The sequence below is a fragment of the Methylocapsa acidiphila B2 genome (assembly GCF_000427445.1).
Lineage (GTDB): Bacteria > Pseudomonadota > Alphaproteobacteria > Rhizobiales > Beijerinckiaceae > Methylocapsa > Methylocapsa acidiphila.
Window position 1 is genome coordinate 324844 of the sequence record NZ_KE386496.1, and the last position, 15322, is coordinate 340165.

Here is a 15322-nt window from a genome sequence, read left to right on the forward strand (position 1 = left end):
CCGATCGGAATGCCCCATGAACTCCCCTTTTTCTCGCCTTTCGACGCGCGCTGCTTATGGCGCGACCCAGTTGCCGCGAATCGCCTGGTATCTCGGGCAGGGAATAGCCAGAGACCGGATGGTGCAGCGCGCGCGGGAAAAGGGCAGCGCGCGGCCGCGCCCGCAGACCGACGCCCCTGTTCCCAGCCGCAAGCGTCTCTTCGAGGACATAGCCGCGCTCCTGAAGCAGGATCTCGCCAATGTCGAGGCGGGCCTCTATCCCATGCCGGCCGACCACGACGGCTCCTTTGCGACGATGATCCAACGCTCGCGCGCCTTCTTCCAAGATCTTCCCGCCATCCATCGGCGTCGGGAGAGCGGCGACCATAACGAAGTGCTGACCGAGGAGATGCGCGGCAAGCGGCCTCTCTATTATCTTCAGAATTTCCATTTTCAGTCCGGCGGCTGGATGACGGAGGATTCGGCCAGGCTCTATGACACCCAGGTCGAAACGCTGTTCTACGGCTCGGCGAATGTCATGCGGCGCCAGGCCTTGCCGCCGCTTCATGAGATCTTCGCCGGACGCGATCAGCGCCGGCTGAGCCTGCTCGACATAGGCTGCGGCACCGGGCGCTTTCTCGATTGCGTCAAGCAGGCCTGGCCCCGGCTGCCTGCGATCGGCCTCGACCTGTCGGAGCCCTATGTCGAAGAGGCCAGGCGCCATCTGGCGCGCTGGTCGGGGATCGGGCTCATGGTGGCCAATGCGGAATCGATTCCGCTGCCGGACGAGAGCCAGGACGCCGTGACCTGCGTCTTCCTGTTCCATGAGCTGCCGCCCAAGGTGCGCCGCATCGCGCTCGCGGAATTCGCCCGCGTTCTGAAGCCTGGAGGCCGTCTCGTCCTCGTCGATTCGATTCAGCGCGGCGACCAGCCGGATTATGACGGCCTGCTCGAGCTCTTTCCGCAGAGCTTTCACGAGCCCTACTATCTCAGCTACATCGATGAGGACTTTGCCGCCCTGGGCGAGGCTTGCGGTTTGGCCCATGTCCGCGACGAGAGGGCTTACGTGTCGAAAGTGATGGTGTTCGACAAGCCGTCCTGATTGAAGCCGCTGGCCAACCTGCCCAACGGGGCGGCGCGTGAACGGGTCCCAAGAAACAGGCGCCTGAACGCCGGGCCGAACGATCGGAAACCAACGCCTTGGCCTCATGCCTGACCAAGGCTTCCGAGCCGAGCGCCGGGTGAAACGCGCCGTGGCGAGGCATAGCCGAAACAAGCTCAACGGTTCGCTTGAACGCCCCGCGAACGATCGGAAACCCGAAATTCGCCCGCTGCTAAGCGAGAAGCCCGGAGAAATCGTGGCCGCCGTCCGGCCTTAGAGGAAGGGGCTTGACGAAAACCACGGCGTCGAGCGGCAAGGGGCCGTAAAGATGCGGAAAGAGCGCGCCGCCGCGCGAGGGTTCGTAGCGCAAGGCCTCCCCGAGCCCCTGCGCCTCGACTGCGACGAGCAGCAGATCGTCTTGGCCTCGAAAATATTTCTCGGCGGTCTCGTCGGCCTGATCGGCGGTCGAGAAATGGATGAATCCGTCGGCGAGATCGATCGGGGCGCCGTCGAACCTCCCCCGGTCCTCGGCTTGGCGCCACAGGCTGGCCGGAGCAATCTTGTAGATCAAGGCCATGGTTCGGTCCGTCCCCTCATGCGCTCGGCTCGGCGGCCTGTTTCACGTCGGTCAAGAGCTTTCGCGCCTCGATGATGTCCTCGGGACTGATCCCATGCGCGCGGTCGGTGAAAACATGCGACCGGATCAGCGCGCCGCCGGCCTGAAGGGTCTTGATCGCGCCGCGCGTGCGATCGACCGGAATGACCGCATTGATCTCGCTGCCGCTGACATAGATGGGTACGGCGAGAAGGCCGGAGCCGGGCCTGCGCCCGATCGCCGCGACGTCGATGAGGCCGCCCGACAAAATCAACGCGCCGCCATAAGAGCGCGGGTTGCGGACCAGGAATTCGGCGATGACGCACGCGCCATGCGCGAAGCCGCCGAGAACGATGCGATCTTGCGCGACGCCCCGGTTGCGTAGGGACTCGACGATCGCGCGGCAATGGGCGAGCGATTCCTCGAGGCCAGCCTTATTGTCTTCAAATGGTTCGAGGAGGTTCCTCGGAAACCAGGTCCCGCCCTTGGCGGCGGGCAGGATATAGCGCACATCGGGGCAATCGACATCGATCGCCAAGGCCTGCATATCGTCCGGCGTCTGGCCATGGCCGTGCAGGAGGATCGCGACCGCCTCGGCGGCGTCCCAATCGGAGCCGAATTCGCGCGGATCGGGAAAGGTCATGAGGATCGCCCTTTTTTTGATCTAGGCGGATCGCCGCGCCGCGAATTCGGCATGCGCGCGGATGAGGTCGCCGGCAAGCGCCGAGGCGATCAGCATGCGCGTCTCCTCGATCCCATAAAGCGCGACGAAAGATCCGAAGCGGGGACCGCGCGCCTCGCCGAGGAGCACGGCGTAGAGCATGGCGAACCAGTCGTTCGAGACGCCGGGGCGCTCTGGCGTCGCGCCCTTGGCCTTCAGGTCCTGATAGCGCGGAATTTTTCGCGCGATGTCGTAAAGTGTGGATTGGATTTCTTCCGCGCTCGCGTCCTTGGCGACGCCTGCGAGCGCATCGGACAATTGGCGCAAGGCCTCGCGCTCGATCTCGTCGGGCGCGCGATAGGTTTTTGCCGGCCGCACGAAATCGCGGAAATAGCGCGCCGCATAGGAGGCCAGCCTATCGAGGCGCGGATGGGTGGCGGGGGAGACGTCCGGCGCATAGCGGCGCAGGAAGCCCCAAAGGACCTGAGGGTCCTCGCTATTTGCGACGGCGGCGAGATTGAGCAGCATGCCGAAGGAAATCGTGGTTCCCTGTCCGCCGCTATGGCTCAGAATTTCAGGCTCGGGCGGCGCGCCCAAATGAATGTGCCAGACCGGATTGCCAAGCCGTTCCTTGGTCTCCTGCCGCGGATAGGCGTCGAGAAAGCCGAGATAATCGTCGACGGCGCGCGGTATGGCGTCAAAATAGAGCCGCTTGGCGGCGGTCGGCTTCTGATACATGAACAGGGAGAGGCTCTCGGGGCTGGCGTAGGTCAGCCATTCCTCGATCGTCAGCCCATTGCCCTTTGACTTGGAGATCTTCTGGCCCTTTTCGTCGAGGAACAATTCGTAGTTGAAGCCTTCCGGCGGGGCGCCGCCGAGCGTGCGCACGATCGCGCCCGAGAGCTTGACCGAATCGATGAGATCCTTGCCGGCCATCTCGTAATCGATTCCGAGCGCATACCAGCGCATGGCCCAATCCGGCTTCCATTGCAGCTTGCAATGGCCGCCGGTGACCGGAGTCGTGAAGGCTTCTCCGGTTTGCGGATCGCGCCATGAAAGCTCGCCCCTGGCGGCGTCGACGGCGTCGATTTGGACCTGCATGACATGCCCGGTGACCGGATGGATGGGCAGGAAGGGCGAATAGGTGGCGGCGCGCTCCTCGCGAAAGGTCGGCAGCATGATCGCCATCACCTCATCGTAATGGGCGAGCATGTGGAGCAGGGCGGCGTCGAAACGGCCGGACTTATAGTAATCCGTCGCCGAGGCGAATTCGTAATCGAAGCCGAATTGGTCGAGAAAAGCGCGAAGCCGCGCATTGTTATGCGCGCCGAAGCTCGGATGGGTGCCGAAAGGGTCGGGCACCTGCGTCAGTGGCTTGCCGAGATGGGCGGCGATCAGCTCCTTGTTGGGAATATTGTCCGGGACCTTGCGCAGCCCGTCCATATCGTCCGAAAACGCGATGAGCCTTGTGTCGATTTCGTCGTGGGTCAGGACGCGGAAGGCGTGGCGGACCATGGTCGTGCGCGCGACCTCGCCGAACGTGCCGATATGGGGCAGGCCCGACGGTCCGTAGCCGGTTTCGAACAGGACTTGGCGCTGGCCTGTGGCCTCGACCCGCCGCAGGATCTTGCGCGCCTCCTCGAATGGCCAGGCATTGGCCTGACCGGCGAGCTCGAGAAGCGGCGACATGGCGATTTCCAGGACTAGCGAGGGGGCGCCCGGACGCCGAAAGGCGTGACTTCAAGTCTCGCAGGCGGCGAACGGGAATGACTCGACGATAAGGAGGCTGGCCGCGGCCGTCAATCGGTTCAGGCGGGCGGCTGCGCGCGATGCGCCTCGGAGGCGCCATTGTGGAGGCGCGCCCAGATCTTCCGTTTCACGAGATAGAGCAGCGCGGCGAAGACCGCGAGATAGACGAGGACGCGAAAGCCGATGCGCTTGCGCTCGACGAGCTTGGGCTCCGCCGCCCACATCAGGAAGGCCGAGATGTCCTTTGCGTATTGCTGCACCGTCTTCGGCGCGCCGTCCGCATAATCCACCGCGCCGTCGCTCAACGGATTGGGCATGGCGATCTTATGGCCGGGGAAATATTCGTCCCAGTTCGGATCCTTATCGTTCGTGTAGCCGGTCAGGAGGGCGTAAATATAGTCGACGCCGCGCTCCTGATATTGAATGAACGGATCGAGGAGAAAGAGCGGAAAGCCGCGCTCATAGGTCCGGGCCTTGGCGAGCAAGGACATGTCGGGCGGGACCGCCCCAAAGGCGGCGCGGGCGGTTTGTTCGTTGGGAAAGGCCCAGGGGAAATAGTCCGAGAGCCGACCCGGACGCTCGAACATTTCGCCGGCGTCATTGGGCCCATCCTTGATCTTATAGGCTTCGGCGATCGCTCTGGCCTCCGCCTCCGTCAGGTTCGGTCCGTCAGGGGACATGAGGTCGCGGAAGGCGACCATCTTCAGCGAATGGCAATTGGAGCAGACCTCGCGATAGACCTTGAGGCCGCGTTGAAGCTGGGCTGGATCATATTTGCCGAAAGGTCCGGCGAAGCTCCAAACCTGCCTCGCGGGAATGTCTATGGCGAGCGCGTGAGGCCCCTGCGCGCCGCTTGGCGTCTCCGACGCTCCGGCGGCGAAAGCGCTTCCTGTCGAAGCCGCTGAGGCCAGGAGTATAGCCAGGCCCAAGGCGCGCCCGAACAAGCTGCAATGGCTCATGAACTCGTTCCCTGTGAGACTTGGCTTTGGGAGATCTCGGCGGCGGAGTTTTTCGCGGCTACTCTACTGGCCGGGCATTTGGGTGGCCTTGGCGGGTAGAACTTGCGCCTGTGGCCCTAGCACCGAATCCGCGATCGTCGCCGGCAAGGGCTGCGGCCTCTCGATGAGGCCGAGCAGCGGCAGGATGACCAGGAAATGGACGAAATAATAGATCGTCAGGAGCCGGGCGGCCAGCACATAGCCGCCCTCCGGCGGCTGCGAGCCGACATAGCCGAGGAGCAAGGCGCAGGCGACAAAGATCCAGAAGAAAATTCGGTAGAGCGGCCGATAGGCGGCGGATTTCACCCGCGACGTGTCGAGCCAGGGCAGGAAGGCGATGATCAACACCGCGGAGAACATGGCCGCCGCCCCGCCGATCTTCGAGGGGATTGAGCGGAGGATCGCGTAAAACGGCAAATAATACCATTCCGGCACGATATGAACCGGCGTCTGCAATGGGTTCGCCTCGATGTAATTATCGGCGTCGCCGAGATAGTTCGGCACATAGAAGACGAACCAGCCGTAAAAGATCAGGAAGCAGGCGAGCGCGAAACCGTCCTTGACCGTGAAATAGGGATGGAAGGGCAAGGTGTCCTTGCCGCTCTTCGGCTCGATGCCGGCCGGATTATTAGAGCCCGGCACGTGAAGCGCCCAAATATGCAGGACGACCACGCCCGCGATCATGAAGGGCAGCAGATAATGCAGCGCGAAGAAGCGATTGAGCGTCGCGCTGTCGACCGCATAGCCGCCCCAGAGCCAGGTCGTGACATAATCGCCGACGAAAGGGATCGCGGAAAACAGGCTGGTGATGACGGTTGCGCCCCAGAAGCTCATCTGTCCCCAGGGCAGGACGTAGCCGAGAAAGGCGGTCGCGATCGAAAGCAGAAAGATGACGACGCCGAGGAGCCACAAGACTTCGCGCGGGGCCTTGTAAGATCCGTAATAGAGCCCGCGGAACATGTGAATGTAGAGCGCCAGGAAGAACATCGACGCGCCGTTGGCGTGCATATAGCGAAAGAGCCAGCCGTAATTCACGTCGCGCATGATATGCTCGATCGACGCGAAAGCCAGACGCGCGTCCGGCGTATAGTGCATGGCGAGCACGACGCCGGTGACGATCTGCGCCGCCAACATGAAGGAGAGGATGCCGCCGAAGGTCCACCAATAGTTCAGATTGCGCGGGTTGGGGAAGACGACGAACGAAGAATGGAGGAGGCCGAGAATAGGCAGCCGGCTTTCCAGCCAGCGGGCGGCCGCGCTCTTCGGGACGTAGGTCGGATGTCCGCTCATGCTCTCGTCTCTGTTCGGGGACTTGGGTTCGGCGCATCCGGCGCGCGCCGGCAAGGCTAACCTATCTTGACTTTGGCGTCGCCATCAAAGGCGTAAGGCGGGACCGCGAGATTTTTGGGCGCGGGACCCTGGCGGATGCGCCCGGACGCGTCGTAGACGGAACCATGGCAAGGGCAGAAATAGCCGCCCTGGAAGGGTCCGTCATTGCCGAGCGGCACGCAGCCGAGATGTGTGCAAATGCCGATGACGATGAGCCATTCCGGCTTTTGCGTCCGCGATTGATCCGTCGCGGGATCGGGCAGTTCGTCGATCGGAACCGCGCGGGCGGCCTCGATTTCTGCCTGCGTCCGATGCGAGATGAAAACCGGTTTGCCTCGCCACTTGATTGTGACGATTTGGCCTTCGGCGATATTGCCGATGTCGACCTCTGTCGAGGCGGCGGCCAAGGTCGTCGCGTCGGGATTCATTTGGTCGATCAGCGGCCAGACCGCCGCTCCCGCCCCCACGACGCCGACCGCGCCGGTTGCAATGAACAGGAAGTCCCTCCGGGTCGGGGTCGGCTCGTCCGCGGTCGCGCTGGCTTCCATTCATTCCTCGTATCGGGGCACCTCACGAGGCTAACGACCTATTCAAGCGCCGTAAAAGAATCAATAGGTTTAATGCCGCACTGCAAAGCTTGCCCCTGTTCCGGCTTCAGGATTTGCCGGCGCGGATGAATTCTTCCAGTGAAATGTGACAGTTCTTCCCGAACGCTTTCGATTCTCCCATCCAAACTGCCGAGACATGTCCACCGTCGAAATCGAGCCCCCGCTGACGATCGCGCTTTTCCAACCAGACATCCCGCAAAACGCCGGGACGATCTTGCGCATGTGCGCCTGCCTCGGGCTCGGCGCGGCGATCATTGAGCCTGCCGGATTTCCTGTGAGCGACCGGCATTTCCGCCGCGCCGGCATGGACTATCTGGCCCATGTCGATATCGCCCGGCATTCGTCCTGGAGCGCTTTCGAGGCATGGCGGAGGGCGCGCGGCGCGCGGCTTCTCGTCCTCTCGACCAAGGCGAGCGTTCCCTATACGGACTTTATTTATGCGCCCGGAGACATCTTGCTTCTCGGCCGGGAGTCGGCGGGCGCGCCGGAGGCGGTTCACGCCGCTGCGGATGCGCGCCTTCTCATCCCGTTGCGAGCGCCGATGCGCTCGCTCAATGTCGCCGTCGCCGCGGCCATGGCGGCGGGCGAAGCCGTAAGGCAAATCCGCTTGGGCGTCGCTGGCGGCTGAGGCGTCCGTCTCTTCGAGCTCCGCCCAAAGGGTGTGAATTCCCACCCTATAGGGCGTTCGCGCGCTCTAGCCTCTCGTCAATGCCGAGAGGAGGGCGTCATGCCTGATTTCCAGAATCGTTTGAATGGGTTTCTTCAAGTCGTCGTCAATCTCGTCAAGGTCGCTGTGGCGGTTGTTCTCGGGGCGGTCGTCATCGGCGTCGCCGCGACGGATTTCAAGTCGATTACCGCCGCGTCGCAGCAAATCCTCGCGAAGGCGAGCGACGCCAGGGAACTCGATTTCGCCGGGTTCAAGCTGAGCCTCAGCGAAAGCACGGTGACGGAAGCGCTGGCGCAATATGCCGCCGATCCGAGCAAGATCTCTCCGGAAGTGACGCAAGCCATCCGGGATCTCCGCCCAGATGAGTTCGCGCGCTTGATGGATGTCGGCCAGCTCGACGGCCTGTGCCGCTACCAGAATCCGAGCGCGCGCATGCTCGGAGACGTCGCCCTCGATTACGACCTCGCCGCGAAGGGGCTGACCTGGATCGGCGACAGCCCCGACACATTTGCGAGCGTCGAGGCTTATCTCGCTGAGAAGGCGGCGGAGGGTATGCCTAGTCCCAACGGACGCCCAATTTCCTGCTACCAAATGACGCTGACCGATCTCGGCCGCAATGTGAAGACGGGCCTGGTTCAGTCCTTCAAGAAAGCGTTCGACCCGACGGACGGGTGGAGCGCGCCGTCGCCGTCGGCACCGGCGGCGCAAGGCTCGTTGCAAAAACAAAGTTTGGCGCAGAAATAGAGCGAGCCGCGCATCCGGCGCGATTGATTTGCCGCAAAGGGGATCTTCGGCTAACGGCCTATGCAATCGTCAAAAGCCGAACGAAGCATCAACCCCTGCGGATAAAGCGCCAATGTTGGACCGCGAAATTCATGATCGACGCAAGAGTGAGGCGCGCGCCTGGTTCGAGACGCTGCAAGAGAAGATCGTCGCGGCCTGCGAGCTTCTAGAATCCGAGGCTCCGGGGCCCTTCGCCAAGCCGGATATGCCGGCGGGGCGTTTCGAAATAAAGCCTTGGCAAAGAACGCAGGACACCGGCGCCGATGGCGGCGGAGGGCGCGGAGCGCATCTCGCGGGCCGGGTCTTCGAGAAAATGGCGGTCCACACGTCGACGGTCTTCGGCGCCTTTCCGCCGGATTTCGCGAAGCAGATTCCGGGGGCGGAGACAGACCCGCGGTTCTGGGCCTCGGGGATTTCGCTCATCGCCCATCCCTGGAACCCGAATGTTCCGACCGTCCATATGAACACGCGCTTCATCGAGACGAGCAAGGCCTGGTTCGCGGGCGGCGCCGATTTGACGCCGGTGCTCGACCGTCGAAGAGTCCAGAGCGACCCGGACGCGGTGGATTTCCATGCCGCCATGAAACAGGCCTGCGTCGGCTCAGAGGCCGTGGCCGATTATGCGCGCTACAAGCAGTGGTGCGATGAGTATTTCTTCTTGAAGCATCGCAATGAGCCGCGCGGGATCGGCGGCATATTCTACGATTACCGCGATTGCCCGCGGGGCGATGACGCCGTCTTCGAGGCTAATTTCGCCTTCACCCGAAATGTCGGACTGAGCTTTCTTTCGATCTATCCCGAGATCGTTCGGCGTAATTTCGGCCTGAGCTTCACGCCGGCGGATCGCGAGGAGCAGCTCATTCGTCGCGGCCGATATGTCGAGTTCAACCTGCTCTATGATCGCGGCACGATTTTCGGCTTGAAGACCGGCGGCAATGTCGAGACGATCTTGTCCTCCATGCCGCCGCTCGTGATGTGGCCCTGAGCTTCGCTTGGGTTCAGACGACGGCCGCCGCTGCGGCATAGCCCTCGGGAGCCGTGAGCGGCATTGCGGCGAGCGTCGCGAGATTGGAAGCGAAGCTTTTATTTTCGGGGCGAATGTTGAAGCCGTCCTGCGTCGCCTCAATTGAAAAATCTCTCAGATGGTTCGCGATTCCGAGCCCGAGCGCCTTCAGAACAGCCTCTTTGGCGGTCCAGATCCGATAAAAGCCAGCCCGCCGCGCGGGTTGCGCGAGGCCGGCCAGAAAGCGATGCTCGTCGACGCTGAAGAAGGACCGGGCGAGATCGAGCTCCTCCACCTTGTCCCGCATCAGCTCGATGTCGACGCCGATCTGACGATCGGAGATGCCGATCAGGGCGAAGGCGCCGGAATGCGATACGTTGAAATGCGGCGCCGGATCTCCCGCCAGACGCGGCTTGCCGAATTCGCCCGTAACGAAGGAAATATCCTTGGGCGCGCGTCCGGTCGCCGCGCCGAGCAGGCTGCGCAAGGCGGCGCGGGCCGAGAGAAAGCGACTGTGGTCCTCGGCGCGAAAAAAGCGATTGGCGCGCTTGATCTCTTCTTCTGAGAGCGCGCAGGCGAGGGCGCTATCGAGCCCGGCCGTGTCCGCGCGGCTGAGAAGCCAGAGTTCCGCCTGAAGGCCCTTGGCCGGGAGCCTTCGCAAATCGAGGCCTGCTTCGCTAAGAGGGCCAGTTGGACTTAGATCTTCGGCTTTCCGCTTTGGCATTCGCGCAGATTATTTCATGGCGTCGCGACGGAATAGGGCTATTCCTGGCGCGCGAGAGCTTCGAGAAAATTCGCCGGTAAAAATGATTGATCCGCGCCAAAGCGCCGCGCAGCTTTTCAATGCGCTTATTCGGCCGATTCTGTTTCGGTTCGATCCTGAAACCGCGCATGCGCTCGCCATCAAGGCCTTGGCGAATTTTCCCCTGCCTCGCCCGCAGCCCGACGATCCGCGCCTCGCGGTCCGCGCCTTCGGTCTCGATTTTCCCAATCCGATCGGGCTCGCTGCGGGGTTCGACAAGAATGGCGAGGTTGTCGACGCCATCTTGCGTCTCGGCTTCGGCTTCGCCGAGGTTGGAACGATTACGCCCCTACCGCAGCCCGGCAATCCCCGGCCCCGCCTTTTCCGGCTAACCCGCGACGCCGCCGTGATCAATCGCTTCGGCTTCAATAGCGAGGGGCGCGCGGCCGTGCACGCGCGCCTCGCCAGGCGAGCGTCCCGACGGGGCCTTGTCGGCGTGAACATCGGCGCCAATAAGGACGCGAGCGACCGCACGGCGGATTACATCCGCGGAATCGAGGCTTTCGCTGATCTAGCGAGCTATTTCACGATCAATATTTCCTCGCCCAATACGCCGGGCCTTCGCGATTTGCAGGCGCGAGACGCGCTTGACGATCTGCTCGCCCGCGCGCTCGCGGCGCGCGACGCCGCAGCTGAAAAATTCGGACGCAGACCCGTCCTGGTGAAGATCGCGCCGGACCTGTCGCTTTCGGAGCTGGACGCGATCGTCGCTTGCGCGCGAGCGCGGCGGATCGATGGGCTGATCGTCTCCAACACGACGATCGCGCGGCCGAGGACCCTGATCGAAACCCGTCTCGCACGCGAATCGGGCGGACTGTCGGGCCGGCCTTTGTTCGAGGTCTCGACCCGAATGCTGGCCGCCGCCTATCAGCGGGTCGAGGGCCAGTTCCCCTTGATCGGGGTCGGCGGCGTCGATAGCCCCGAGACGGCGCTCGCCAAGATCGAGGCGGGGGCGAGCGTCGTTCAGCTTTATTCCGCGCTGGTGTTCAAGGGCCCGGAGCTTCCGAGGCGAATCAAGCGCGGCCTTCTCAGCCTCATGGCGCAAAAATCCTATCCGCGGCTCGCCGACGCGATCGGGGTCGCGGCCTCGGATTGGGCCTCTGGAAAAGTTTCGGCCGATAAGACGAGATAGCGCCGCCATTGGGTTAGGCCGCGCGCGACGAGAAATACGAGCAGAGCCGTCCAAAGGCCGGCGTTGCCGAAGGGTCGCGCGAGATAAAAGCAGGCTATGTAAAGGCCGAGCGAGATCAGCATCATGTTGCGCATGTCGCGCGTCCAGGTCGCGCCGATAAACACGCCGTCGAATTCGAAGGCGGCTGCGCCGGCGAGCGGCGTCAAAGCGGCGAAGGGTAGAAATTCGCGGGCATAGCCGCGGACGTCGGGGTTGGTCGTCAGAAAGTCGATGAAGGCTCCGCCGGCCGCGAGCGCGGCGGACGAGACGAAGGCGGCGAAGGCGAGACACCAGATCATGGTCAGGCGCACGGCCTTGCGGAACCCTTCGCCGTCGCGCGCGCCGACCGATTGGCCGCAGAGCTGCTCGGCCGCCGTGGCGAAGCCGCTGAGAAAATAGGCCGATGCCAGGAAGAGGTTGAGAAGAATGGAATTGGCGGCGAGCCTTACGTCGCCGCCGCGCGCGCTTTGGCCCGCGAAAAAGGCGAAGGCGAAAACCAGCGCCGCCGTACGGAGCATGATGTCGAAATTGACCTCGAACATTCGCGCGAGCTTGGCGCGCTCGAGCACGCGCGCGAGAGGCACCGACCAAGGATCGCCGAACAGACGCCGCAGGACGAGAAGGCTCGCGACCGCGCCCAAAAGTTCGGAGGCCAGCGTGCCGATCGCTGAGCCGCGCACGCCGAGATCGAAGCCGTAGACGAGGGCGACATTGAAGGCGATGTTGATGAGATTGACGAAGATCTGCAGAAACAGCGCCTCGTCCGCTCGGCCGCGTCCCGTGATTGCGCCGAGAGCGACATAATTGACGAGAACGAAGGGCGCGGACCAGATTCTTATGTCGAAATAGAGCCGCGCTGCCTGCGTGACCTCGGGGCTGGCGTCGAGCGCCGTGAAGCCGATGAAGGCGATCGCGGACTGAAGACAGATCAGGACAATCCCGACGCCGAGGCCGACGATCAAGGCGCGAGCCAGCGTCGCGCGCTGCTCCGCGTGATCGCCATTGCCATGGGCTTGCGCGGTGAGCCCCGCGGTTCCCATGCGTAGAAAGCCGAAGCTCCAGAAGATGAAATCGAAAATGACCGCGGCGGCGGCGATCGCGCCGAGAAGATAGGCCTGCCCGAGCCGTCCGATGACCGCCGCGTCGGCGATCCCGAGCAATGGGGTCGACAAATGCGCAAGCGTCATCGGCAGCGCGAGGCGCAAAACCCGGCGGTGATCGACTCGCGCTGGATTGGCCGCGCCGGCCCTCTCGAAGCTCATGTTCGGCGGCGTCTCAGCGCTCGCCGCGCATGTTCAAGAGCCGCAGGACGAACCAGACTGGAACCACGATCGCAGCCCCGACGAGGACATAGTCCAGAACCTCGCGAACGGCGTCGAAGCCGAGCGACCAAATCCTATTGATGAACTGAGTGAGGCCGCGAAATATGTCGATAGGCCGGATGTCCAGCCACATCAAAAAGGCGCCGACGATCAAGGACACGAAGAAAAGGCGAAGGACGACGCTGCCGGGCGCGCCGCCGAGAAAGCGCGCGAGCGGAGAGTCGTCGCGCCGCCAAGGCCGCCCTTGCCGATAGGGAGTCTCGCTCCAGCGCGGAGGCGTCTCGGGCGCGGGCGGGCGGTCGTCGCTCATGCAGAACCTCTGGAAGCTGGTGAAAGGGCAGGGCGCGCCCGTAATTCAATTTGATCTCGGCGCAAGAAACGCGCCTGCGTTTGAAAAAATCGTCATCGACTGGCCATCGGCCCGAGCGAACGGTTTCCTCGCTTCATGTCAACTCGACCGCCAGCGCTGTCGCCTCGCCGCCGCCGATGCAAATCGCGGCGGCGCCGCGCTTTAAGCCATATGTCTTCAGCGCCGCCAATAAGGTCGCCACGATTCGCGCGCCCGAGGCTCCGATCGGATGGCCCAGCGCGCACGCGCCGCCATGGACATTGACCTTTTCATGCGGCAAAGCGAGCTCGCGCATGGCCGCCATGGCGACGACGGCGAAGGCTTCATTGATTTCAAAAAGATCGACGTCGCGCAAGGCCCAGCCGGTCTTGTCCATCAATTTCCGCAACGCCCCGATCGGCGCCGTGGGGAATTGATCCGGGGCCTGGGCATGGCTCGCATGCGCGCGGATGGTCGCGAGCGGCCTGAGGCCGCGTTTTTCCGCTTCCGAGCGGCGCATGAGGACGAGCGCCGTCGCGCCATCCGAGATCGAGCTTGAATTCGCGGCGGTGACGGTCCCGCCCTCCTTGAAAGCGGGCTTCAAGGCTGCGATCTTATCGAGCTTAGCCTTGAGCGGCTGTTCGTCATGAAGGATGATTTTTTCCGCCTTGCCGGCTGGCGCGGCGACCGGCGCGATTTCGTCGATAAAGTTTCCGTCCCGAATCGCCTTCTGCGCCCGCAACAAGGAGGCGGTCGCGTAGGCGTCCTGCGCCTCGCGGGTGAATTGGAAGGCCTGCGCGCAACTCTCAGCGAAGACGCCCATCAGCGGATGCGCGCCATAGGCGTCTTCTAGCCCGTCGAGGAACATATGGTCGAGGAGCCTGCCATGTCCCATCCGATAGCCCGCGCGCGTGCGTTCAAGGAGATAGGGCGCGTTGGTCATGCTCTCCATGCCGCCGGCTACGATCGCCGTCGCGCTTCCGGCCTGGAGAAGATCATGCGCGAGCATGATCGCTTTCATGCCGGAGCCGCACATCTTATTGATGGTCAGGCAGCCGGCGGCGGCGGGGAGCCCGGCGGCGAGCGCCGCCTGGCGGGCGGGCGCCTGGCCTTGTCCTGCGGTCAAGACGCAACCCAGGATTGCCTCATCGATGTCTTCGGGGTGGAGGCCCGAGCGTTCGACCGCCGCCGCTATCGCCGCTGCGCCGAGGCGAGGCGCCGCGAGATCCTTGAAATCGCCCTGAAATCCGCCGATCGGGGTGCGCGCGGCTGAGGCGATGACGATGGGATCTGGTTCGGCAATTCGGGGATTCGGCATTGCGGGGGTTTCGAAGTTTCGGAGCGTCAGTTTGGCGCCATCGACCGGTTATATAATGCGTCCGCGAGCCTTTGCCGCAAGTCGGCGAGGGTTTCGCGCGGCGGCGAAATGTCCTAGAGCGCTTCCTGACCGACCGAAGTCACGCGGTCGATAAGAAATCGCTCTAATTTCAAAAGATTGAGCATATTCTTGTCGATCGGATCGATTCAATCTGACCGGAATGCGCTCCAGCGCTGCATTGATTTAATGCCGAAAAGGATGGGAAATGGATCGCATTCTCGTGCTCGTGCGCCACGGCCAGAGCGAATGGAACATGAAAAATCTGTTCACGGGCTGGAAGGATCCGGGTCTCACCGAAAAAGGCGTCGAGGAGGCGCGCACCGCTGGACGCAGCCTGAAGGCGCATGGGCTCGAATTCCGACGCGGCTTCGCGTCCAATCTCATCCGCGCGCAGGATACGTTGAAGCTCATTCTCGCGGAGACCGGCGCGCCGAACGTCCAGACGGAACATACGATCGCCCTCAATGAGCGGGACTATGGCGATCTCTGTGGGCTCAACAAGGACGACGCGCGAGAAAAATGGGGGGAGAAGCAGGTCCAGCTCTGGCGCAGATCCTATGACGTCTCGCCGCCGGGCGGCGAAAGCCTGAAGGATACGGTGGCCAGGGTTCTCCCTTATTATATTCAGACTATCCTGCCCGCCGTGCTGCGCGGCGAATGCACGATCGTCTCGGCGCATGGCAATTCATTGCGGGCGCTGATTATGGTGCTCGACGGACTGAATTCGGAGACGATTCCGACCGTGGAGCTCAAGACCGGGCTGCCAATGGTCTATCGGCTGCGACCCGATTCGACGGTGGAGACAAAGGACATCCTGGCGCCCTGAGGGCGTCGGCTGAGGCGGCTT

At 63.2% G+C, this 15322-nt stretch carries 16 protein-coding genes; 6 read left to right on the forward strand and 10 right to left on the reverse strand.

The genetic code is table 11. The features are described from left to right. Positions 1-16 precede the first annotated feature (16 nt). Positions 17-1081, forward strand: coding sequence for a class I SAM-dependent methyltransferase (locus METAC_RS0102735; protein ID WP_036255234.1), 1065 nt, complete (start codon positions 17-19; stop codon positions 1079-1081). Between the two features lie 232 nt (positions 1082-1313). Here METAC_RS0102735 and METAC_RS0102740 read toward each other — a convergent pair whose 3' ends face one another. The 6 genes from METAC_RS0102740 to petA form a co-directional block, all read right to left on the reverse strand. Continuing rightward, a complete protein-coding gene (locus tag METAC_RS0102740) occupies positions 1314-1658 on the reverse strand; it encodes a DUF952 domain-containing protein (protein WP_026605858.1) in 345 nt (114 codons plus the stop codon). A 16-nt stretch (positions 1659-1674) separates the two neighbouring features. Continuing rightward, positions 1675-2319 carry an alpha/beta hydrolase gene (locus METAC_RS0102745; RefSeq protein WP_026605859.1) on the reverse strand — a complete coding sequence of 215 codons (645 nt, stop codon included), beginning with the start codon at positions 2317-2319 and terminating at the stop codon, positions 1675-1677. 21 nt (positions 2320-2340) lie between these two features. Beyond that, on the reverse strand, positions 2341-4026 hold the full coding sequence (locus METAC_RS0102750; RefSeq protein ID WP_036255236.1) for a lysine--tRNA ligase: 1686 nt from the start codon (positions 4024-4026) through the stop codon (positions 2341-2343). A 119-nt stretch (positions 4027-4145) separates the two neighbouring features. Further along, on the reverse strand, positions 4146-5045 hold the full coding sequence (locus tag METAC_RS22025) for a cytochrome c1 (RefSeq protein ID WP_051335324.1): 900 nt from the start codon (positions 5043-5045) through the stop codon (positions 4146-4148). Between the two features lie 63 nt (positions 5046-5108). Then, complete coding sequence (locus tag METAC_RS0102760) at positions 5109-6374, reverse strand: cytochrome b (RefSeq protein WP_026605861.1); 1266 nt, start codon at positions 6372-6374, stop codon at positions 5109-5111. Positions 6375-6430: 56 nt separating this feature from the next. Further along, positions 6431-6961 (reverse strand): ubiquinol-cytochrome c reductase iron-sulfur subunit, encoded by a 531-nt coding sequence (gene petA / locus METAC_RS0102765; protein ID WP_026605862.1) that lies wholly within the window; start codon positions 6959-6961, stop codon positions 6431-6433. Positions 6962-7184: 223 nt separating this feature from the next. On the opposite strand from petA, the gene METAC_RS0102770 reads away from it, so the two are divergent. From METAC_RS0102770 to hemF, 3 genes are all read left to right on the forward strand, one after another. Continuing rightward, a complete protein-coding gene (locus METAC_RS0102770; RefSeq protein WP_026605863.1) occupies positions 7185-7649 on the forward strand; it encodes a tRNA (cytidine(34)-2'-O)-methyltransferase in 465 nt (154 codons plus the stop codon). A 99-nt stretch (positions 7650-7748) separates the two neighbouring features. Further along, on the forward strand, positions 7749-8432 hold the full coding sequence (locus tag METAC_RS25005; protein WP_026605864.1) for a hypothetical protein: 684 nt from the start codon (positions 7749-7751) through the stop codon (positions 8430-8432). A gap of 112 nt (positions 8433-8544) precedes the next feature. After that, positions 8545-9456: an oxygen-dependent coproporphyrinogen oxidase gene (gene hemF, locus METAC_RS0102780; protein ID WP_026605865.1), complete on the forward strand. Its 912-nt coding sequence runs from the start codon at positions 8545-8547 to the stop codon at positions 9454-9456. A gap of 13 nt (positions 9457-9469) precedes the next feature. Here the strand turns inward: hemF and METAC_RS22035 are convergent, their stop codons facing one another. Beyond that, positions 9470-10135, reverse strand: coding sequence for a 4'-phosphopantetheinyl transferase family protein (locus METAC_RS22035; protein ID WP_198017151.1), 666 nt, complete (start codon positions 10133-10135; stop codon positions 9470-9472). A gap of 145 nt (positions 10136-10280) precedes the next feature. Between METAC_RS22035 and METAC_RS22040 the strand changes: the two genes are divergently transcribed. Next, on the forward strand, positions 10281-11408 hold the full coding sequence (locus tag METAC_RS22040; protein WP_051335326.1) for a quinone-dependent dihydroorotate dehydrogenase: 1128 nt from the start codon (positions 10281-10283) through the stop codon (positions 11406-11408). Here METAC_RS22040 and METAC_RS22045 read toward each other — a convergent pair. The 3 genes from METAC_RS22045 to METAC_RS0102805 all read right to left on the reverse strand — a co-directional run bounded on the left by METAC_RS22045 (position 11327) and on the right by METAC_RS0102805 (position 14415). Continuing rightward, positions 11327-12709 (reverse strand): MATE family efflux transporter, encoded by a 1383-nt coding sequence (locus METAC_RS22045; protein ID WP_036255238.1) that lies wholly within the window; start codon positions 12707-12709, stop codon positions 11327-11329. The genes METAC_RS22040 and METAC_RS22045 overlap by 82 nt on opposite strands. A 13-nt stretch (positions 12710-12722) precedes the next feature. Then, positions 12723-13079 carry a DUF6460 domain-containing protein gene (locus METAC_RS0102800; protein WP_026605866.1) on the reverse strand — a complete coding sequence of 119 codons (357 nt, stop codon included), beginning with the start codon at positions 13077-13079 and terminating at the stop codon, positions 12723-12725. Between the two features lie 133 nt (positions 13080-13212). After that, positions 13213-14415, reverse strand: a complete 1203-nt coding sequence (locus tag METAC_RS0102805; protein WP_036255240.1) for an acetyl-CoA C-acyltransferase — start codon at positions 14413-14415, stop codon at positions 13213-13215. Positions 14416-14680: 265 nt separating this feature from the next. Between METAC_RS0102805 and METAC_RS0102815 the strand changes: the two genes are divergently transcribed. Further along, complete coding sequence (locus METAC_RS0102815; RefSeq protein ID WP_026605868.1) at positions 14681-15301, forward strand: 2,3-bisphosphoglycerate-dependent phosphoglycerate mutase; 621 nt, start codon at positions 14681-14683, stop codon at positions 15299-15301. Positions 15302-15322 lie beyond the last annotated feature (21 nt).